Consider the following 20,046-nt stretch of genomic DNA (forward strand, 5'->3'; position numbering starts at 1 on the left):
TATTCTTACTTAGTCTTCGGTTTTTTCGATTGGTTTAATAATATGAGCAAGCCGGAATTGAACTATAAGCACCTCCACTACTTCTGGACGGTAGCTAAAGAAGGCGGCGTGGCGCGCGCGGCGGAACGTCTGGGAGTCAGCCCACAAACCATCAGCGGGCAATTGAGCAAGCTGGAACGTGATATCGGACGTACACTATTCAATCAGGTTGGCCGTCGCCTTGAACTGACCGAGGCGGGCCGTGAAGCGTTGCGCTATGCAGATGAAATCTTCCTGCTGGGCGAACGATTGCGCGAAGCGCTTGATGAACCTGCATTAGGTCAAGCCAGCCGGCTTACCGTCGGCATTGCTGACTCGGTGCCCAAACTCGTCGCCTATCAATTGCTAGCCCCAGTAGTGGAAGCTGCCCCACAGTTACGCTTGGTCTGCCATGAAGGCGAGTTTGACGAACTCACGTCTGCCCTCTCGCGCCACAAGCTCGATATTGTGCTGTCCGACCGCGACCTGGGCCAAGCTCAGCAACGCCGTCTGGTAGCACGCCGGCTAGCTACCTGCCCTATTGGTATTTACGCTGCCAGAAGTTTGCTGGCCAAACCTGGGGCAGCGCGCAGCATTGCCGAATTCAGCCATGCACCCATGCTGTTGCCCAGCAAACGAACCAGCATGCGCGCACGACTTGATGCCTGGATGGAAGCCGAAGGCCTCAGACCCAACGTTGTCGGAGAATTTGACGATAGCGCGCTCCTGACTACATTCGGTGGAAACGGCGCAGGTTACTTTCCCGCCGCAACAGTGCTGACTGAGATGCTGTCACGCCAATACGATACCGAGCTGGTCATTGAGCTTAGCGATGTCAGCGAGGGCTATTACGCCATCAGCCTACCTTCCCGCCTGCCCAACCTGCATGTCGCCCGGCTTTTGCAGTCTGCATCGCTTTGAATCGGTTTATAACCTCACTGCAAGAACCTGTTCAAAATTTCGCGAGCTAGAGCGAGATAAGGCGAAAACACTCGAGGAAGCGGAGTTTACTCATGGTAAATGAGCATTCCGAGGGTGTTTTCAACGCCGGATTGCTGATGCGCAGCAGACTTTGAACAGATTCTCAGGAACTTAACAGCGCCTGCCGCAAATGCTCCGGAATATTCGACAACACCAGCGTATCGCTGTGCTTGTCGTAAATCACCGCGCCGGACCGTAAACTGCTGCGGTCGAATTCCAGCTTCCATTGCGGGGCGTTAGCCTTGAAGCGCACCAGGGGTTTAATGGCGCGTTTATCGGGGATAAAACCACTCGACAATGCCAAGTCCTGATCGGCGAGTTGGTTTTGCAAACGCTCTGGCGCATCAGGCCAAGCCTTATTGGCAATCTGGTCCAGGCTCAGTGGTAACCCCTCGTCGCCCAACTCATCCAGAAACACATGTGCGCGTTCAAAAAGCTGATCGCGCTGAGTGGGTGGTAGCGCTTGGCTTTCTGCAAATTGCGCCAGCCCTTGCACAAGCTTCTGGGTTTCGCGCAGGGCTACCACAACATCGTTACAACCCAGGAACAATTTGAAGTAATTGGCAACCTCTCCCCTACCCTTTAAGAAGCTGATGTAACGTTCAGCACCACGTCGCCAAGCATCCAGATCAATGCGGCCCGCAACGCGTAGATTGGTCAGATCAAGATGAATTGTTTCGATGATATCGAGGTCTTCGGTCATAGAGGTGCCTACTGCCTCAGAGATGATAGCAACCAACAGAAAATCGGCGGCCCCATTGTCCACCCTTGCTATCAACACATGTCCGCCATTAGCCAACTGTTCCTGCTCTACCCTGGTCAGCAAATGCTGCATCATCAACTGCGCCAGGGTAATAAAGTCGATGGCCTCCTCCACGACATGCTGGCGCACAAACCGCGGCATGGGAAAATTGTCTTCGTCTTCCTCAAACCGGCCATAACCCTTGCCAACTCTTTCGCCGTACTGCTTGCAAAGCTTATCAACCAGCCGTTGAGCACTTGCCGTGATCGGCAGTTGGCCGGCACGCAACGCAATCGTTGCGGGGCCATGCGCATCTTTTTGTAAGTGATGAATAACAAGATTACGTATGGTATTGAGCGGCGCGGTCATAGCAGTGATCAAGCAAACGAAAATAGGGGACGCATTTTCCCATCAGACAGCGAATGCGTGGGACTTTGCACGCATTACCTTGCTTGATATAAAAACAAAACCGGCATAAGCCGGCTTTGTTTTTTGCACATCGTCTAGGTTTACCGCCCAAACCACTACTCTGTATAAAACGCCAATGGGCCTGTACTGGTAATGCCAAGGTTGAAGTGCTGGTTTGGACTTGTAAGCTGCCCCATCTGCTCAGCATTGCGCACAATTTCATGCAGCAATTCCAGCTCTTTGAACTCCTCTACCAGATCGCCATCGCCATTGAGCAATACTTCAATGCGCAGCTTGTCCGGATGGTTGCCCACAACCTTGATACGGCTGCCTTCACCCCACCATTGCAATTGAACCGGTGGCGGCACAGGTAACTTCTGCCGGGCAAACAGCTCGGCAAGCAACTTGCCATAAGCCGCCAGGCTGACAGCAGCCTTTGTGCGGATCGCATCCAGATGTACGCCAGCCTTATCCGGTGCAATGCCGAAAATACGAGCCAGGCCTTCATCCAGCCGACTGTCCTTCACTGCATCCATTCGCTTTGCTCCTGAAGTAAGAATTTGTCGGCGCAAGACTCACACCAACCCCGTTCATCATTCTCTACTGTTATAGCGGGATTGAGAACGGGCTCCAATTGAATTTTTCGATGGCGCTTGGCGCCAACTTACAAACAGTCGCAAACAGCGCATGAATCGTAGTAACAGCTGCACAGACCGCCTGTAAGCAAACCGCTTTCTTCGAGCCCGTTCACAGCAGCACAAACTCATGAATAGGTTCACTAAATAGAGCGCGGCGAGATGCTTAGTCCTTGGCTAGTCGATTTAGTTCATAAATAAGTTCCAAAGCAGACCGCGGCGTCAAACTATCCGGGTCAACGGCCAACAACCGCTCAAGTAACGGATGGGGTTCCGGCTCGGCAGCTTCCACTGCGGGCACTGCAAACAGATCTCCCTGCCCGGATTGGCCAGCCCGCTGGTTTTCCAGCTCAGTCAGATAACGCTTGGCCTGACGTATCGTATCCCTGGGCACACCCGCCAGCTGCGCCACCTGTAAACCATAACTCTGGCTGGCCGGCCCCTCCTCAACACTATGCAAAAAGACGATCTTGTCTTTGTGCTCAACGGCATCGAGATGCACATTGGCAACCTGTTGGTAATCAACCGCCAGTCGCGTCAACTCAAAGTAATGGGTAGCAAATAGCGTGTAGCTGCGGTTTTTCTCAATCAGCGCACGGGCAATCGCCCAAGCCAGAGCCAGGCCATCAAACGTGGAGGTACCGCGCCCCACCTCATCCATCAACACCAGGGCGTGCTCGCCTGCGTTGTTAAGGATATTGGCCGTCTCAGTCATTTCAACCATAAAGGTCGAACGACCACCCGCCAAATCGTCGCTTGCCCCGATACGGGTGAAGATACGATCAAGCCGGCCGATGACAGCCTCCTTGGCTGGCACAAAGCTGCCTATCTGCGCCAGCAGCACAATCAACGCGGCCTGCCGCATATAGGTCGACTTACCACCCATATTCGGGCCGGTGATCAATAGCAGTTTGCGGCCGGCATCGAACCGCAAATCGTTCGCGATGAAGGCTTCGCCTGAGGCATCGCGCAACTGCTGCTCCACCACCGGGTGCCGGCCAGCAGTAATGCTCAGTACCGTGTCATCGCGAAAACCTGGTGCCACCCAATCAAGCGTAACAGCCCGGTCTGCCAAGCAGCACAATACATCCAACCCCGCCACGGCCTGCGCCACCAATTGCAGGTTGATGACAGCAGGCACCAGCATATCGAGCAATCCTTCATACAAGGACTTCTCCAATGCCAGCGACCGCTCCTGCGCCGACAGCGCTTTGTCTTCAAACGTCTTGAGTTCAGGTGTGATGTAGCGTTCCGCATTCTTCAACGTCTGCCGACGGCGGTAATCGTCCGGGATCTTGTCGCCATGCGAGTTGGTGATCTCGATATAGAAACCATGTACCCGGTTGTATTCCACCTTCAGGTTGGGAATACCGGTGCGCTCACGTTCTCGCACCTCCAGCGCCAACAGGAAATCGCCATGATTGGTCTGAATAGCGCGCAGCTCATCAAGCTCTGCATGAAAGCCGTCTCGGATCACCCCACCATCGCGAATCACCACCGAGGGTTCATCCATCACCGCTCGGATGAGCAAATCCACCACCGACTCCGGGGGCGTCAGCTGACGGCCAATCTCTTCGAGCAATGCATTGGCAGGCATCAGCGGCAGCAAGGTAGGCAAAGTGCGCAAGCTGTCACGCAAAGCCGATAGATCGCGCGGACGAGCTGAGCGCAAGGCGACCCGGGCAGCGATACGCTCGATGTCGTGGATGTTCGCCAGCTGTTCACGCAAGCTATCCAGCGACTGCATTTCTGTCAATGCCGCAACCGCATCGCGCCGGCGCGCCACTTTGGTCTGGTTGCGCAACGGGTGATGCAACCAATGCCGTAGCAAGCGGCTGCCCATGGCTGTCGCACAGGTATCCAGGAGCGAAAACAAGGTTGGCGACGCTTCACCGCGTATTGTTTCAGTCAGCTCCAGATTGCGCCGGGTAGCCGCATCCAGCGTCAAGTACTGGCCAGCCTGCTCTACCGCCAGGGTATTTACATGCGGCAACGCCCCGCATTGCGTCTGCCGGGCATATTCGAGCAATGCACCTGCCGTGCCGACGGCCACACCCGGCTCGTCCACGCCGAAGCCGCTCAAGTCTTGCGTCTGAAATTGCCGGGCGAGGTTACGTGCGGCTGTTTCCACATCGAACTGCCAGCTGGCGATTCGCTTGACCGAATACCCTGCCGCAGCGGGGAATTCGAGTGCCAAGTCCTCTGGCAGCAACACTTCAGCAGGCTTCAGGCGCTCCAGCTCACTCGCCAAAGCTTCCGGCGCTGTTTCGAGCAGACGGAATTCACCCGACGCCAACGACAACCACGCCAACCCCAACCGGCCCTTCATCGCGTTCACAGCCAGCAACAGATTTTCGCGCTTGTCATCCAGCAGTGCAGCATCAGTCAAGGTACCTGGGGTAAGAATGCGTACTACTCGCCGCTCCACCGGGCCCTTGCTGGTAGCAGGATCACCGATCTGCTCGGCAATCGCCACGGACTCACCAAGCTTCACCAGCTTGGCGAGATATCCCTCGGCAGCATGATAGGGAATGCCTGCCATCTTGATTGGCACGCCCGCAGTCTGGCCACGGCTGGTCAAGGTGATGTCAAGCAAGCGTGCTGCCTTGACCGCGTCATCGAAAAACAGCTCGTAGAAATCACCCATCCGATAAATAAGCAGTTTGTCTGGATGCTGGGCCTTCAGCGCCAGAAATTGCTGCATCATCGGGGTATGGGTGGGTGTCGTCATAGGAATTGGCGCAGGAAAATGAAAAAGCCCAGCCAAACTGGCCGGGCTTGCGATTATAAGGCGCCATTTTGCCTCAGATGCACCTTATGAGGATCGCTAGTACCCGCCCACATCGAGCATTACTAGCACTACCGCTGCGCTGGATGCTGACATTGGGTTGTGTCCTAGCGGCTGAGAGAGTGAGTTGGTCGAACAATCTGCCTACCGGCTCGCCAGTTTGGTAGACTCTCTATCGCAGCCCTAGGCTATGTCCTCTCCCAGCACATACTGGTGAACGACGCTAGGTTCGAATTGGCCCCGAGTGATCGGGGCCATCTCATTTCTGCCTGGCTAAGACGCTAGACCGGCAGACCATGTTCAATCTTCACCAGAATAGCCACAACCTTTTCCAACCCATCCGGTTGGATTGCGCAATGTGCTGGCGAACCATCAAGCAGCCGATGCGGGCTCTGTAACCATTGCCTGGCTCGCTCGGAATCACCAAAAACCTTCACGGCATAGGCTTCAAGGTCAGCGACGTTCTTGACCTGGATACTCATATCAGTCTCCTTGCTGTCGCAAGCTAGTTCGGTCAGAGCAACGTAACGCGTGCGCTATGCCGGGAGCGACTCGGGACGAGGGTCAAAACGAACCAGATACCCTCCGAATTTTGTCACATTAGGTGGCTGGCTAACCATTTGCAAGTCTTAGAAAAAATGACGGGTTAAGTGACATATATTGATGTCCCACCAGTTCAGATCCATACTGTCACGTAATCGAACGTATATGTGACAGGTGCGACATGCTGGTTGGCTACATGCGGGTATCTAAGGCGGACGGCTCCCAAGCCACCGACCTGCAGCGCGATGCGCTGATCGCTGCCGGGATCAATCCGGCACATCTCTACGAGGACCATGCGTCCGGCAAGCGTGAGGACCGCCCCGGCTTGACGAGCTGCCTGAAGGCGCTACGGGCCGGCGACACGCTGGTTGTGTGGAAGCTGGACCGACTCGGGCGCGATTTGCGGCATTTGATCAACACCGTGCATGACCTGACCGGGCGTGGCATCGGCCTGAAAGTACTGACCGGCCACGGGGTAGCCATCGACACCACGACCGCCGCCGGTAAGCTGGTCTTTAGCATCTTCGCCGCGCTGGCCGAGTTCGAGCGTGAGTTGATTACAGAGCGCACCGTCGCAGGCTTGGCTTCTGCGCGCGCACGCGGCAGGAAGGGCGGCCGGCCATTCAAGATGACCGCCGCCAAACTGCGACTGGCGATGGCGGCAATGGGGCAACCAGAAACCAAGGTCAGCGATCTTTGCCAGGAACTTGGCATTACACGGCAGACCCTGTATCGACATATCTCCCCGAAAGGCGAGCTACGCTCTGATGGCGTGAAATTACTTGAACGAACCCGAATGTAACTTTCCAGATTTAAATATCGGAGCGGAGCAAGCAAATGAAATTATCACAAACCCTATACATCATCGGCAATGGTTTTGATCGCCACCATAATATTCCTTCTAATTACAGTGATTTTGGCGGTTACTTAAAAACCGTTGACTCTAACACTTACAGAGAGATCGAAAATTACTTCGGTGTCGATGATAAGTTTTGGTGGCAGTTTGAAGAGAACCTAGCAAACTTCGATGCAGACACTGCCATTGATGGTGCCATGACGTATCTCATGCCATATGGCGCAGAAGACTGGAGCGACTCAGGGCATCATGACTACCAGTACGAATTGGATCGTGTAGTAACCGCGATTAGCGGAACAATGCGAAATCATTTTGCCGACTGGATTCAGCAACTCCCCATCCCGGAAGTTGAACACTTCAACGGAGATTTGCTACCACTTAGTCCGCATGCTTGCTACCTCAATTTCAACTATACGCAGACCCTGCAACAAACCTACCGCATTCCTGACCAGCAGATTCTCCACATACACGGAAATGCGAGCAATCCAACTAATAAGCTCATTCTTGGTCACGGCTGGATACCTAAACCGCACGAACTACCCGGCCATGGTATTGATCCAGAAGAAGCAGACACGCGTATTTTGGAAGGTTATCAGATTGTCAATGGCTATTTCTCCTCAACCTTCAAGCCAACTAACAAGATCATCGAGGATCAGCAACCGTTCTTTAGGAGCTTGCGGTCGGTACGACAAATTTTTGTGATGGGCCATTCACTTTCCGAGGTGGATTTTCCATATCTCTCAGAGATCATCGAAAAAATCGATAAATCCACCGTGACTTGGAAGATCAGTTATCACGAAGATCCAACTGAAGCACAGAATAAATTCGCCAAGCTTAACGTCGATGAATCTCTCGCAACATTTGCGCGCATGAATGACATTGATCAGTGGAGTGATAATTTTTCGGCAGAGTAAGAACAACGTAAACAGCTTCCAAGTACGACCAGTGCATTTGCGTTCTGACATCTTGTGCACTCGTCTTTTGAAAATGACAGCGGGATAGGCATGCTGGCTTTCTCAATAAGATGTTATTGAGAATCGTATTCATTTGCATAATTAACTGATGTTACGCAGCCCAAACACGCCCAATGCGGCATGCTATGAACTATGAACCAACAGCACCTTGAGTTGTACACGGACTACCTAATCACCAGCTTTGGCCAGACTACCGCCACGGGATTGTCTGCCATGTTATCCGGCGACATCAGCCACGACGCTGTGACACGCTTTCTGTCTGCTCGCGACTACACCGCCCGCGACTTGTGGCTGGCCGTGAAGAAAACCGTCCGCCAGATCGAAACTGACGACGCCGTACTGATCTTTGACGACACCATTCAGGAGAAGCATTGGACCGACGAGAACGACATCATGTGCTGGCATTTCGATCACTGCCAGGGTCGCATGGTCAGGGGGCTCAACCTCCTCAATGCGCTGTATCACGCCCAAGGCGTTTCGGTGCCGGTGGCTTTTGAGATCATCCGTAAACCGAACCACTTCTGCGATATCGTCACTCGGCAGGAGAAGCGCAGTAGCGACGTGACCAAGAACGAACTGCTGCAGAAGATGTTCAACCTCTGCGTCAACAACCAGCTCAAGTTCCGCTATGTGTTGATGGATAGCTGGTTTTCGGCGAAGGAGAACTTTGATTTGATTCGTGGCAGACGCAAGCACTTTGTCGCGGCATTGAAAGACAACCGGCTGGTGGCGCTCAGCGCCGCTGACCGACAGCAGGGCCGCTTCGTGCGGGTGGATTCATTGGTGTTATCGGATAAGCAGACGGTGCGTGGCTGGCTCAAGGGTTTCGATGAAGAAGTCTTGATTGTCCGGCGCGTCTTTACAAACAAAGACGGCAGCAGCGGTGAGTTGAATCTGGTGTGCAGTGATCTGACGTGCGACGGCGAGCAGGTCGCCCAACTCCATCAGAAACGGTGGAAGGTAGAGGAGTTCCATAAATCGCTGAAGTCCAATGCGGGTTTGGCGAAGTCACCGACACGTCGGGTACGAACCCAGCAAAACCACGTGTTCATGTCGATGTACGCGGTCTTCAAGTTGGAGTGCTTGAAGATGACGCACAAACTCAACCACTTCGCCTTGCGCTCCAGGCTTTACATCAAAGCCATCAAACTGGCCTATGACGAGCTGCTGGAGATGCGAGCGGCTGCGTAACATCAGTAATTAACCAACTTGATCCAGATCAAGCCATACCGGCTGGGCCTCAACTCAAGCCTGTATCGAGTTATTACCCAGTCAGTTTTGCTCGCCACTCAACCCATGTTCGACGGCATACACCGCTACCTGCACCCTACTACTCAGGTTGAGCTTCTTGAGTATGTTCTGCACGTGGATCTTGACCGTGCTCTCCGCCACATCCAGATGGCGGGCGATTTCCTTGTTGCTCTCACCGCGGGTCAGGCATTGCACAATTTCCCGCTCACGGGCAGTCAGCCGGTCACGCTCAGGCGGTTGGGGCGCAGTGGTTGCACTAGTAACCGGTTGTGCACGAAATTGGGCGACCAGTTTCGCCGTCATGCTGTCTGCAATGACCGGCTCCCCCTTTTGGGCGCGACGTATGGCAGCGGTCAGCGCCTCAGCCTCGATATTCTTGATCAGGTAGCCGCGTGCGCCATCGCGTAGCGCCACACCCAACTCATCGGCTTCTTCCGACACGGTGAGGATAATAACAGCGGCGCTAGGCAAGTCCTGCACCAGTAGCTGCAGGGTCTCCAGGCCCGACAAGCCCGGCATGTTCAAATCCAGCAGGATTACGTCCGGCCGATGCTCTTTAGCCCGTTTGATGCCCTCAACGCCATCAGCTGCCTCCGCAACAATCTCCATATCTGGCTCACGTTGTAAAAGTTGGCGCACGCCAGAGCGAAATAAACTGTGGTCATCAATCAGCAAAATACGAATAGTCATAAAGGGTTCCAAATGGACGTTCTACGCAGCCTGTCGTTCAGCGCGCGGCAAGGTAAGTTGGACGCTAGTGCCTGCACCGGGCTGACTATCGAGCTTTAGCTGAGCGTGCAAGCGGACAGCTCGTTCTTGCATGATATGCAAGCCCAAATGGCGCTCGGCGACTTCGGCCGGCTCGTAACCCTCGCCGTTGTCCTGGATCAACAGTTTAAAGTCTCGATGATTGCTTACTTTGACCTCTACCCTGCTGGCGTGGGCGTGCTTACGAACATTGGACAATGCTTCTTGCAGAATGAACAACACTTGCAGCTGTTGCTCAGGTGGCAGTGGTGCCCCTTCTCGTTCGTCGATCTGCAATATCACCTCAATGCCAGACTGGCGACGGAAGCGGATAACGGTGTCCTCTACAGCGGCAAGTAATTCCCCCTGCCCTAGCTTGCTGCGGAAATTCACCAATAGCTCGCGCACATCCTGATAGCTTTCATCTACACCGGTACGCAACAAAGGCACAATCTCAAGTGCCTCTGCCAGATCACCACGATGCATAGCTGAATCAAGCATCTGAACCTGCAGATTAAGGAAGTTCAACCCTTGTGCAATGCTGTCATGCAGTCCTTGAGCAACTAAATTGCGCTCTTCTGCCACTGCTAGCTGGCGAGCCTTGGCGCTAAGGCGACGATTATCCAGCGCCACTCCTAGATGTTGCCCCAGTGTTTCCAGCAGCTGTGCCTCTGCGGCAGGGACCTCGTGTGTGTCTCTGTAATGGAGTGAGAACGAGCCCAACACATCATCCCCGGTCACAACTCGAAACACCGCCAAGCCTTTGAAACCTTCTTTGGCGCAATGGAAATCCTCTGGCTTTGGCAGTTTACGAAAGTCGCGTATCACCACTACCCCTTGCTGGGTTGCTGTGCCGCAAAAGCAGGCATCAACCTTCATGCAGTGCTCGGTATCTTCCAGCTCTTCGGACAGACCTTCAGATACCACAATATGCAGCTTTTCACCTTGGGGATCGATCACCCTGATGCTGCCGCCATCTGCTCTGAACTGCTGCATAACCCGCTGCAGAAATCCGTGGCACAGCGCCTCAATTTCGTTGGGCTGGTTTAGGAATGCCGCCATGTCATATAGCGCGCCAAGTTCTCGATTCTGGTGAGCTAGTTGCGCAGTCTTAATCTGTACGCGCTCTTCCAGCTGACGATATAGCCCTTCCAGCTCGTCAGCCATCCGATTGAAACCCTGCGCAAGCACCCCGAACTCATCCTTGCTTTCTACCGGGAGCCGAACGCCAAATTCGTGCCCCGCCATGCGCCGCAAACCATCCTGCAGCTGCAGCACTGGCGAGATGATCCAAAGATAAAGTAGATAAATCATCGCTAAAGTACCTACACACCCTATCCCCAGAAGTACTGCTTGCGAGAGCCGCAATAAGGTGGTCTTGTCAGCGTTATCCGTTTCTATCATCTGCACTAGCTGATCAGCTTCGTGCACAAATACGCCTAGCGCTTCTAGGTAGCGCGTCTTGTCTCCGCCGCTCAATGCCAATTCAGCTGCTGGCTGCATTTGTCCCAGCCAGGTTTGCTCTACCAATCGCATCTGGCTACGAATGGCAGCATCACTTGGCAAAAAGAGGGGGCGAGAAGGTACCCCGCGCTGCAGGCGAGCCATCGTATCGAGCTGTGCTTGTAGCTCGTACCTCGCTTTTGTGGCGTGCTCAGGGAGGGCTTGTAGCAGTTCAATGCCAATCCTGTTAGCCCGCATACGCAGGCTGCCGGTGTCATTGATCGCAGCGCCGGCACCCTCCAGCTGCCATGAGAGCCATAGTGTCCAGCCGATCATACTTAACACGATCACGAGCGCGGTCAAGGCACTGGCAATAATGCGAGTCGACAAGCTATCCCGTAACAAGGGTTGTTCAACGGCCACAATGGCAGATGGAGCATTTGGCATGGTCTTGACCTAGTACATTTCACAGTAGTTGCCTGGCGCGTTATCCTGAGCCAGTTTCTTCATGGTACTGAGTAAATCCATCGTGACCTACCTTGCCTTGAGGCACCTACATATTGGTGCCGCCCTACTCAGCATTACCATGTTCACCCTACGAGGTGGCCTTGCCTTAACAGGGCAAGATTGGCGACGCTGGAAGCCTTTGCGTTGGCTGCCTCACGTCAACGATACCGTATTATTACTAGCCGCTATTAGCCTGGCGTACTGGAGCGGCCAGTACCCCATCCAGCAAAGTTGGCTTACTGCAAAAGTATTGGCGCTGCTGGCCTACATCGGCTTGGGCAAACTAGCCTTGCGTAGCGTCTTGCCATGCAGGCAACACGCTTGCTGGTTCGTGGCTGCACTGCTGTGCGTTGGCTATATCCTTGGCGTTGCTCATACACGTAGTGCCTGGCTGGGCACTAGCATCGGAACTAGTCTTCAAGAGGTTTGATTCAAATGCTAATGAGTTCTTATGGAATATGGAATCATTCGGGACCTCAACCACCGGTCACAGGCGGAAAGATCGCCACCTCCACGCCGTCAGGTATTGGCGTGTCACTGTCGGCAATGTTTTGATCTACCGCCACTCTAAATACCTTATCAGTCGCCAGTTCCTCAGCCCAAACGCCGCCACGGCCACGAAGGCCGGCCAGTAAATCAGCTACTGTCAGGCCACTACCGGATAGATTCACTGACTCGATGCTTAGCCCGAACACTTCGCGCAAGCGGGCAAAATACAGTACCTGAATATTCATTGAATTCAGCCTTTCCGGCGGATGTTGTCCGGTTTGGGCAACCGACTACCCAAATGTTCGAGGATAAAAGCAGCAACCCGCATCGGTTGATTAAGATCCAGCAGCGGCAAGGAGCAATCCACGTGCTGATCACTAGCCACCGCACACAAACCACTTAGTTCTCGAAACAAGGGTGCTTGGCCAAGCGAAGGGCGAAATACCTCCAACCGAGGAACGTGAAAAGCCTTGAAGCCCTCCACCAAGGTCAGATCGGCTGGCGCCAGCCGAGCCAGCTGAGCCAGCTGAGCTGCAAGATCAGGCTCTGCCTGATCTTGCAGCTCGTGGAAAATCGCAAACCTATAGGGCGTAGCCAGCAAGACTTCGGCAGCACCCGCAGCCCGAAAACGTGCACTGTCCTTGCTCGGCGGCTCGAACTGCACGTCGTGGTGGCTGTGCTTGATCACATTTACCCGTAATCCGGCCGCTGCGAAAATCGGCAGCAGGGCTTCGATCAAGGTGGTCTTGCCACTGCCGGAACGGCCAACCAGCGCGAACGCCTTATTCATGCGCCCTCCGGTACCAACGGGCAGACCAAGGGCAGAAAGGCATCGGCGCGGGGTGAGTAGGCCAGTAGCGAACCGGTATCCAGATCAAAGTACCAGCCATGCAGGGTCAGCGTGCCGGCATCGAGGCGGGTCTTGATCCAGGGATAACTTTCCAGATTACCCAGCGACACCAGGATAGCCGCCAGCTCGCAGGCGCGGCGCCGTTCGGCATTGCTGGCGTGCGGCAGTTGCTGCATCACCCGCGCGCGGGCCGGCTCAGCGATGCGTATCCAGCGGCCGATGTAATCCATCGGTGCCTCGCCGCTAAAACGTTGCTCCACCAGCGCCCGGATGCCGCCACATTGGGCGTGGCCCATGACAATGATGCGGGCCACCTGCAGCTGCTCGATAGCAAACTGAACGGCCGAGGTCACCCCGGCAAAGTGCTGGTTGGGATCGCACGGCGGCACCAGATTGGCCACATTGCGCACAGTAAAGATGTCGCCGGGGTCGCAGCCCAGCAGCAGCGCCGGGTCGACCCGCGAATCGCAGCAACCTATCAGCAAGGTGCTGGGGTGCTGGCCGGCCTGCAGCTCGCGGTATAGACCAGGCTTGTCGTCAAAATACTGTTGCTGGAAGCGCTGGAAGCCGTCGATGAAGCGTTCGAGGTCGTGCATGGCCAGCTCCTTCAGCCACCTGTTTGCGACATGAAGCGAATGATCTTGGCGGGTTGATCGTTGAATTCGTGGCGCTCTGGCTTGCTGGCGATACCGGCGTGGATGGCAGCGATCAGCTCGTCGTCGCTGGCGCCAGCGCGCAGCAGACGACCCAGCGGCACCTGGTCGTCCTGGCCCAGACACAGGTACAGCGTGCCATCCACCCCCAGCCGCACCCGGTTGCAGGCGGCGCAAAAGTGTTGCGACATGGGGGTGATCACCCCCAGGCTCGACTGACCATTGGCACTGGTCCAGTAGCGGGCTGGGCCGGCACCCTGGCCCTTGATCTCGGGCACCAGCCCGAACTGTCTGGCCAATTGCTGGCCTAGCCGGCTCAGATCCAGGCCCTGGGTCTGGCGGCCGGTGTCACCTATCGGCATCGGCTCGATCAACCGCAGCACAAAGCCGTGCTGCAGCGAAAAATCCACCATCCGCGCCACATCGGCATCGTTGACGCCGGCCTGCACAACCATATTGAGCTTGATCGGTGCAAAGCCTGCCGCCTGGGCGGCTTGCAGGCCAGCCAGCACGTCGCCCAGGCAGTCGCGGCCGGTAACGCGGGCAAAGCAGGCGTCGTCCAGGCTATCGAGGCTGATATTTAAGCGCTGCACCCCGGCAGCCTTCAGTGCCTGGGCGTGCTGGGCCAGCTGGGTACCATTGCTGGACAGCGACAGATCACGCAAGCCAGGCAGCGCCGCCAGCTTGCCGGCCAGCTCGCTGATGCCGCGCCGCAGCAGCGGTTCACCGCCGGTGAGGCGTACCTTGCCTACCCCTAATTGCACAAACAGCCCCACCAGCCGGCTCATCTCGGCATGGCTCAACCAGTTGGCGGGCTCTTCAAAGCCTTTGAAACCCTTGGGCAAACAGTAAGTACAGCGTAGGTCGCAGCGATCAGTGACCGATACCCGCAGGTAGTCGATACGGCGCTGGAACGGGTCGATCAGAACGGGTGGTGCGGGGTCGGCATGCATGGCAACAGCCCTTGGGGAGTCTGGCTGCCATTGTGCGCAAAGCGGTAGTTACTCGCCATTCGCTGGTGGAACTAGTCACTTTGGTGGGGTGATTAGCCACTCAGGCCAATTCACTCTCGGCACAGAATCGTGCCAACAAAGCGCCGGCCTGGGCTGCAGGCCATTGCAGGCGTACGGTATGTCCGTCACCTGGCGCTTCGCTAAGTGCAATGCCATCCAGACTCTGCAAGGCGAATAACCGCATCTGCTGATTGCCCTGCGGCTGGATCAACTCCAATCGCTCGCCTACCCGAAACTTGTTCTTTACTGCCACTTCAGCCCAGCCATCGGTTACTCGAAGTACATCGCCCACATACTGGCTACGCGCCAAGCGCGAATGACCATGCAGGTAGTTTTGTGCCTCCTGGCTGGGGTGGCGTTGGTAGAAGTAATCGGTGTAACCACGGTTGGATAGGCCGTCCAGCTCGGCCAGCAGCGCTGGGTTGAAAGGCTGGCCGGCCAGCGCGTCATCAATCGCACGCCGGTAAGTTTGGGCGGTACGCGCCACGTAGTAGCGTGATTTGGTGCGGCCTTCAATCTTAAGCGAATCCACTCCGATCTTAACCAGCCGCTCCACGTGGTGTAGCGCCCGTAGATCCTTGCTGTTCATGATGTAGGTGCCGTGTTCATCCTCACTGATCTCCATCAATTCTCCGGGTCTGCCACCCTCTTCGATCAGGTAGGCCCGGTCAGTCAGCAGATGGCGTGGTACCGACCCCGCGCTGGCAAAGGACTGATTGGCATCCTCCTGCGCCTGGCCAAAATCGAACCCAATCTTTTGTATTTGACCCGCACTGTCCTCACAGCCGTTATGCAATTTGTAATCCCAACGGCAGGCATTGGTACAGGTGCCTTGATTGGGGTCGCGGTGGTTGAAATACCCTGACAGCAAGCATCGGCCCGAATACGCGATACACAATGCGCCATGCACGAATACCTCCAGCTCCATGTCTGGACACAATTGGCGAATTTCTGCCACTTCATCAATCGACAATTCACGCGAGAGGATGATGCGGGTGAGGCCTAGTGCCTGCCAGAATTTCACCGCGGCATAGTTGACGGTATTGGCCTGTACGCTCAGATGAATCGGCATCTCCGGCCATTTCTCATGCACCAGCATGATCAGGCCTGGGTCGGCCATGATCAACGCATCAGGCCGCATATCGATCACGGGCGCCATGTCGGCCAGATAGGTTTTGACCTTGGCGTTGTGCGGCAGCAGGTTGGAGGCCACAAAGAACTGCTTGCCGCGCCTATGGGCTTCGGCAATGCCGGTACAGAGGTTTTCCAGCTTGAAGTCATTGTTGCGGGCGCGCAGGGAGTAGCGCGGCTGACCAGCGTAAACCGCATCGGCGCCAAAATCGAAGGCTGTACGCATACGGTCAAGGTCGCCGACTGGCAAAAGTAATTCTGGCTTGGTCTGTGACATGGAGATATTGGGGGAGAAAAGACTGTGCCCTACGACTGGTTTGCAACCGATCGCAGAGGCTTAGGGCCAGTTCAATGGTTCGATTTGAGCTCGCCACCCCGGCCTGTAGAAAGCCAGCCGAAAGATCGGTATCTGCCCTCCAGCTAGTGCAACGAAACCACTTCGCCACCTGCATTAAATGCCAGTAAGTGCTGCACCCTGCCCTGCTTGATCACGTCAAGCATGCGGTTCAGGTGGGGTTCTGCTTCTGCTGCACTAGGTGGCTGGCCAGCGCGGCCGGACAGACTGGCGGCAAACATCAGCTGCCAGGTCGGCCCCATCATGGCTGCTTCCGCCTGCAGGCTGGCGAAATCACTCAGCTCGGCCGGCAGTTTGTCGGCGCACATCAATGGCGCCAAGGTACCGCCCTGGCCCGCTTCAAAACGGGCGCGCTGCTCCGGGCTGGCGTCGCTAGGTAGTTCCGCCGTAACAAAGACAAACAACAGCCGCTGCGGTTGATCCTGCGCGTGGGCGGCATTCAGCAAATCGGCAAAGGAGGAAAGCTGCATAACGGTAGTCCTAGGTGCAGGGGTGCTTCAAATTTCGAATGAGGCGGTTTGATCGCCCACGGGCAAGCTGGTGCTATCTGGTTTCATTGCACCAAGGGATTGTCGGCGCCTTCCAGTTCGATGCCTTCAATCCGGGCGCGCCCCACCAGCAATTGCAGATATTGGCGCCAGGCAGCGTCGCGGCTGGCGGTTTGCAATGCATGGGCAATGCTGTCGGCTACCTGTTCATAGGGTAGCAAGCGGCCGTCCAAGCGGCGGGCAACCCGCACGATATGCAGGCCAAAACGGGTTTCCAACAAGCGCGGCAGAATTTCACCCGGGTTCATGGCAAACACCATCCGCTCAAATTCCGGCACCGTATCCCCCCGGCTCAATTGGCCGAGATTGCCACCGACTTCGGCCGATGGGCAGTTCGATACCGCACGGGCCACATCGACAAAGGTATCGGGGGCAGCCAGCAAATCCTGCAGGGTCTGTTCAGCCAACACGCGCAATGCCTCCAGCGGCACCCTGGGGGTTACCTGGAACAGGATGTGATCGACCTCGACCAGCTCACCCACCGTAAAGTGTTGCGGGTGCTGCTCGTAATGGCGGCGACAGCTCGCTTCATCGGGCGTGGGGATATTCACTTCCGCGGTCAACAGTACCTCAATGACAGCCTCGTCACTCCCGGTCGGCAAGCCGAGCCGGGTTGCTTCATCCAGCAAGATGCGCCGCAAAGCCAGCGTGGTCACCGCACGCTGGAGCGGGTTGGATGCGTCTTGATGTTGCGGCAGTTCACGCTCGACTTCGCTGTCTTCGATTTCGTAGCCATTGATAACGATTGCCATGATTTGCGCTCCTGTTGCCGACAGCTGTCGGCCTGACGTTCATACCAGCCTGCCTGCGGCCGGCTGGCGTAACAGCCCAAGCAAAGGGCTTATTTGGGCACGGCGGTATACAGCCGGGTCACCTCATCCATCACTTCCACCAATCGCTCACTGGTGGTGGCGATATGGGCGGGATCACCCTGCGGCTGGTTCAGGGCGTTTTCCAGAAAATGCCATTGCTGGTCAGCCAATTCCAACTGCCGGCGGATGGCAACGCTGTTGACCGGTGCTTTCTCCAGGCTGGCCAAAGCCCCACCGAGTTCGGTGCGGGCTTGCTCGGTCGCATCGCGCTGGGCGGCACCATCCACACCCAGTCTTTGCATCAATGCGTACTTGGCCAGCCGCTAGCTCAGCATCCGGGTGCGGCCCGCCAGGTTGACCCAGCGGCCGCTATCGCTGCCGCTGGCTTCCTGCAGGCTCAAGGTCAGCTGGTGGCTGGCGGCCAGGATCAGCTCGGCCTGCTTCTCCACCTGCAAGGCGGTATCGCGATTAGGGCGGAAAGCCAGCAATGGCTTGAGTTTGTGCCATTCGGTACCCAGCATTTCAAGATCGGTATTGCTGGCTGACTTGAGCGAGACCTGCTGGTGCAGCTGGGTTTGGCTGGCATCAAAACGGAAGATGGATTCGCGCAATTGACGGTCAGCCGCCTCGCTCAGGACGCCCAGGCCCAACTGGGTGTAGTTCTTGACGATACGCTGGCTGAGCATGCGTTGCCGGCCGGCTAGGTTGACCGCATCCAGCGCGGCGGCCGACGGCATATTGGCGGCAACACAGGGTAATACCGTGGGAGCCAGCACAAGGCTGGCGGCGACGAGCAACTTGATGAAACGGATAGGCATGATGGGTTTAAGTCGAGGGGGAAACCGGCCGATGCTTTGCACCGGCCAGGGTAACGGTGAGACTTAGGGGCGCTTAACGAGGACGTACCAGTTGCCAGGCACGGCCCAAGTAGGTGACTGAAGCAAACCCGCTCCAGACATGCACCAGCCGGGTGAACGGAAAGATCACGAACAAACTCATGCCCATAAACAGATGCAGCTTGAACAGGGTGTGGGCGCCAACGATATAGGCCGCCGCATCGCCCTTGAAGGTGACGATATGCTGTGCCCAAGTCATCAGCAGCACCATTTCATACCCATCTCTATGCTGGGCGGAAACAAAGATGGTGGCGAGACCCAAGAGTAGTGTGGCCAGAATCCAAACCAGCAGCACCTTGTCGCCCGGTTTGGTAACGGCCGCGATGCGTGGGTCGCTCAGGCGGCGGTGTAGCAGAATGACCAGGCCCAGCAGGCAGATTGTCCCCATGATGCCACCCGCCACCATAGCAACGAGCTGCTTGAAGCCATGGGTTACCCCAAGCGCATCCCACACTGCCACCGGCATAAGCAAGCCAACCAGATGGCCAAAGAATAGGCCGATGATACCGATGTGGAAAAGAATATTGCCTAAGCGCAGATTGCCACGATGCAGCATCTGCGAGCTATCGCTCTTCCAAGTGTATTGCTCGCGCTCGAAACGCGCCAGACTGCCAAAGATAAAGACGGCAAAGGCAATATATGGGTAGATGCCGAAAAAAAATTGGTGCAGGTAGCTCATGATGGTGCTCCCTAGAAATCAATGTGCGCTGGCAGCGCGTGGATAGAACTGCACAGTGTGCGTACCGTTCATGCTGGGTTTGAGCAAAGGTTCGACACCATCGGCACCGGGGCCGAAGGTTTCCATCGCTTCGTCCATATCGCGCACTGGTGGGTCGGTCTGCTCCAGCGGCACGACATCGGTCAGCGTGCAGAGCACGGCAAACACGGTGGCGTAGGGGCTGTCGTTACGGCCCAGGCGCCGACCGATGGCGGCCAATACGTGAATTGCCTCGCCCAGCAATGCTTCGGCCTGGGATGGCTCAACTAGACTCAGATACTCAAGGAACAGCGGTACGTGATCGGGCAGCTCGGCGTCATCTGGCTCAAAGCCGTGCTGCTGGTATTCATGCAGCAGATCAACCATGGCCTGGCCACGATCACGGCTTTCGCCGTGTACGTGCTCGAACAGGTGCAGCGAATGTGCCGGGCTGCGATCAAAGGTGCCAACATAGTTTTCCTGCAGCGCGATCAGCTCGCTCTGTTTGAAGTAGTCAGTCAGCAGGCTCAAGGCTTCCCAGGCATCGGGATAAGCATCGAGCGCATCATCGATTTCCGACAGCGCGTCGATAAGGTCTTGCTCTGGGTAGCTGAGCAAGGCGGAAAGAATGCGGTAAAGACTCATGGTGTGCTCCTGAAACGATGGGGGAAGACCGCGCAGCACAACGTCCCGGAAGGCTGCGCTCCCT

The 20,046-nt window shown here is 56.1% G+C and carries 22 protein-coding genes; 5 read left to right on the plus strand and 17 right to left on the minus strand.

Going from position 1 to position 20,046, the window contains the following annotated elements:
• The first annotated feature begins 42 nt into the window (after nt 1–42).
• Nucleotides 43–939: a LysR substrate-binding domain-containing protein gene (locus ACUHMQ_RS02560; protein ID WP_445293878.1), complete on the plus strand. Its 897-nt coding sequence runs from the start codon at nt 43–45 to the stop codon at nt 937–939.
• A gap of 163 nt (nt 940–1,102) precedes the next feature.
• Here ACUHMQ_RS02560 and ACUHMQ_RS02565 read toward each other — a convergent pair whose 3' ends face one another.
• The 4 genes from ACUHMQ_RS02565 to ACUHMQ_RS02580 form a co-directional block, all read right to left on the minus strand.
• Complete coding sequence (locus ACUHMQ_RS02565) at nt 1,103–2,110, minus strand: nucleoid-associated protein (protein WP_445293879.1); 1,008 nt, start codon at nt 2,108–2,110, stop codon at nt 1,103–1,105.
• Between the two features lie 155 nt (nt 2,111–2,265).
• Nucleotides 2,266–2,685 (minus strand): hypothetical protein, encoded by a 420-nt coding sequence (locus tag ACUHMQ_RS02570; RefSeq protein WP_445293880.1) that lies wholly within the window; start codon nt 2,683–2,685, stop codon nt 2,266–2,268.
• Between the two features lie 265 nt (nt 2,686–2,950).
• Nucleotides 2,951–5,515: a DNA mismatch repair protein MutS gene (mutS, locus tag ACUHMQ_RS02575; protein ID WP_445293881.1), complete on the minus strand. Its 2,565-nt coding sequence runs from the start codon at nt 5,513–5,515 to the stop codon at nt 2,951–2,953.
• Nucleotides 5,516–5,853: 338 nt separating this feature from the next.
• On the minus strand, nt 5,854–6,054 hold the full coding sequence (locus ACUHMQ_RS02580) for an antitoxin Xre/MbcA/ParS toxin-binding domain-containing protein (protein ID WP_445293882.1): 201 nt from the start codon (nt 6,052–6,054) through the stop codon (nt 5,854–5,856).
• 242 nt (nt 6,055–6,296) lie between these two features.
• Here ACUHMQ_RS02580 and ACUHMQ_RS02585 point away from each other — a divergent pair, with 242 nt between their 5' ends.
• The 3 genes from ACUHMQ_RS02585 to ACUHMQ_RS02595 all read left to right on the plus strand — a co-directional run bounded on the left by ACUHMQ_RS02585 (nt 6,297) and on the right by ACUHMQ_RS02595 (nt 9,136).
• Nucleotides 6,297–6,917 carry a recombinase family protein gene (locus ACUHMQ_RS02585; RefSeq protein WP_445293883.1) on the plus strand — a complete coding sequence of 207 codons (621 nt, stop codon included), beginning with the start codon at nt 6,297–6,299 and terminating at the stop codon, nt 6,915–6,917.
• Nucleotides 6,918–6,952: 35 nt separating this feature from the next.
• Complete coding sequence (locus ACUHMQ_RS02590; RefSeq protein WP_445293884.1) at nt 6,953–7,885, plus strand: bacteriophage abortive infection AbiH family protein; 933 nt, start codon at nt 6,953–6,955, stop codon at nt 7,883–7,885.
• Between the two features lie 192 nt (nt 7,886–8,077).
• Entirely contained in the window at nt 8,078–9,136 is a 1,059-nt protein-coding gene (locus tag ACUHMQ_RS02595) for an IS701 family transposase (RefSeq protein WP_445293885.1), read from the plus strand.
• A gap of 81 nt (nt 9,137–9,217) precedes the next feature.
• Here the strand turns inward: ACUHMQ_RS02595 and ACUHMQ_RS02600 are convergent, their stop codons facing one another.
• Nucleotides 9,218–9,886, minus strand: a complete 669-nt coding sequence (locus ACUHMQ_RS02600; RefSeq protein WP_445293886.1) for a response regulator — start codon at nt 9,884–9,886, stop codon at nt 9,218–9,220.
• 21 nt (nt 9,887–9,907) lie between these two features.
• Entirely contained in the window at nt 9,908–11,833 is a 1,926-nt protein-coding gene (locus tag ACUHMQ_RS02605; RefSeq protein WP_445293887.1) for a type IV pili methyl-accepting chemotaxis transducer N-terminal domain-containing protein, read from the minus strand.
• A gap of 61 nt (nt 11,834–11,894) precedes the next feature.
• On the opposite strand from ACUHMQ_RS02605, the gene ACUHMQ_RS02610 reads away from it, so the two are divergent.
• Nucleotides 11,895–12,323, plus strand: coding sequence for a SirB2 family protein (locus ACUHMQ_RS02610; RefSeq protein ID WP_445293888.1), 429 nt, complete (start codon nt 11,895–11,897; stop codon nt 12,321–12,323).
• A gap of 46 nt (nt 12,324–12,369) precedes the next feature.
• On the opposite strand, the gene ACUHMQ_RS02615 is transcribed toward ACUHMQ_RS02610, so the two are convergent.
• The 11 genes from ACUHMQ_RS02615 to narJ all read right to left on the minus strand — a co-directional run bounded on the left by ACUHMQ_RS02615 (nt 12,370) and on the right by narJ (nt 19,982).
• Nucleotides 12,370–12,627, minus strand: a complete 258-nt coding sequence (locus ACUHMQ_RS02615) for a MoaD/ThiS family protein (RefSeq protein ID WP_445293889.1) — start codon at nt 12,625–12,627, stop codon at nt 12,370–12,372.
• 5 nt (nt 12,628–12,632) lie between these two features.
• Nucleotides 12,633–13,172 (minus strand): molybdopterin-guanine dinucleotide biosynthesis protein B, encoded by a 540-nt coding sequence (gene mobB / locus ACUHMQ_RS02620; RefSeq protein WP_445293890.1) that lies wholly within the window; start codon nt 13,170–13,172, stop codon nt 12,633–12,635.
• A complete protein-coding gene (locus ACUHMQ_RS02625; protein WP_445293891.1) occupies nt 13,169–13,828 on the minus strand; it encodes a carbonic anhydrase in 660 nt (219 codons plus the stop codon). The genes mobB and ACUHMQ_RS02625 overlap by 4 nt, the downstream gene beginning before the upstream one ends.
• 11 nt (nt 13,829–13,839) lie before the next feature.
• On the minus strand, nt 13,840–14,838 hold the full coding sequence (moaA, locus tag ACUHMQ_RS02630; RefSeq protein WP_445293892.1) for a GTP 3',8-cyclase MoaA: 999 nt from the start codon (nt 14,836–14,838) through the stop codon (nt 13,840–13,842).
• Nucleotides 14,839–14,938: 100 nt separating this feature from the next.
• Nucleotides 14,939–16,306: a prephenate-dependent tRNA uridine(34) hydroxylase TrhP gene (trhP, locus tag ACUHMQ_RS02635; protein ID WP_445293893.1), complete on the minus strand. Its 1,368-nt coding sequence runs from the start codon at nt 16,304–16,306 to the stop codon at nt 14,939–14,941.
• A gap of 143 nt (nt 16,307–16,449) precedes the next feature.
• Nucleotides 16,450–16,854, minus strand: a complete 405-nt coding sequence (locus tag ACUHMQ_RS02640; protein ID WP_445293894.1) for a ribonucleotide reductase subunit alpha — start codon at nt 16,852–16,854, stop codon at nt 16,450–16,452.
• A gap of 83 nt (nt 16,855–16,937) precedes the next feature.
• A complete protein-coding gene (locus ACUHMQ_RS02645; RefSeq protein WP_445293895.1) occupies nt 16,938–17,684 on the minus strand; it encodes a peptidylprolyl isomerase in 747 nt (248 codons plus the stop codon).
• Between the two features lie 89 nt (nt 17,685–17,773).
• Nucleotides 17,774–18,046, minus strand: coding sequence for a hypothetical protein (locus tag ACUHMQ_RS02650; protein ID WP_445293896.1), 273 nt, complete (start codon nt 18,044–18,046; stop codon nt 17,774–17,776).
• 21 nt (nt 18,047–18,067) lie between these two features.
• On the minus strand, nt 18,068–18,562 hold the full coding sequence (locus tag ACUHMQ_RS02655) for a type IV pili methyl-accepting chemotaxis transducer N-terminal domain-containing protein (RefSeq protein WP_445293897.1): 495 nt from the start codon (nt 18,560–18,562) through the stop codon (nt 18,068–18,070).
• 73 nt (nt 18,563–18,635) lie between these two features.
• Nucleotides 18,636–19,319: a respiratory nitrate reductase subunit gamma gene (narI, locus tag ACUHMQ_RS02660; RefSeq protein ID WP_445293898.1), complete on the minus strand. Its 684-nt coding sequence runs from the start codon at nt 19,317–19,319 to the stop codon at nt 18,636–18,638.
• 18 nt (nt 19,320–19,337) lie between these two features.
• On the minus strand, nt 19,338–19,982 hold the full coding sequence (narJ, locus tag ACUHMQ_RS02665) for a nitrate reductase molybdenum cofactor assembly chaperone (protein ID WP_445293899.1): 645 nt from the start codon (nt 19,980–19,982) through the stop codon (nt 19,338–19,340).
• Nucleotides 19,983–20,046 lie beyond the last annotated feature (64 nt).

The sequence above is a fragment of the Chitinimonas violaceus genome (genome assembly GCF_052601015.1).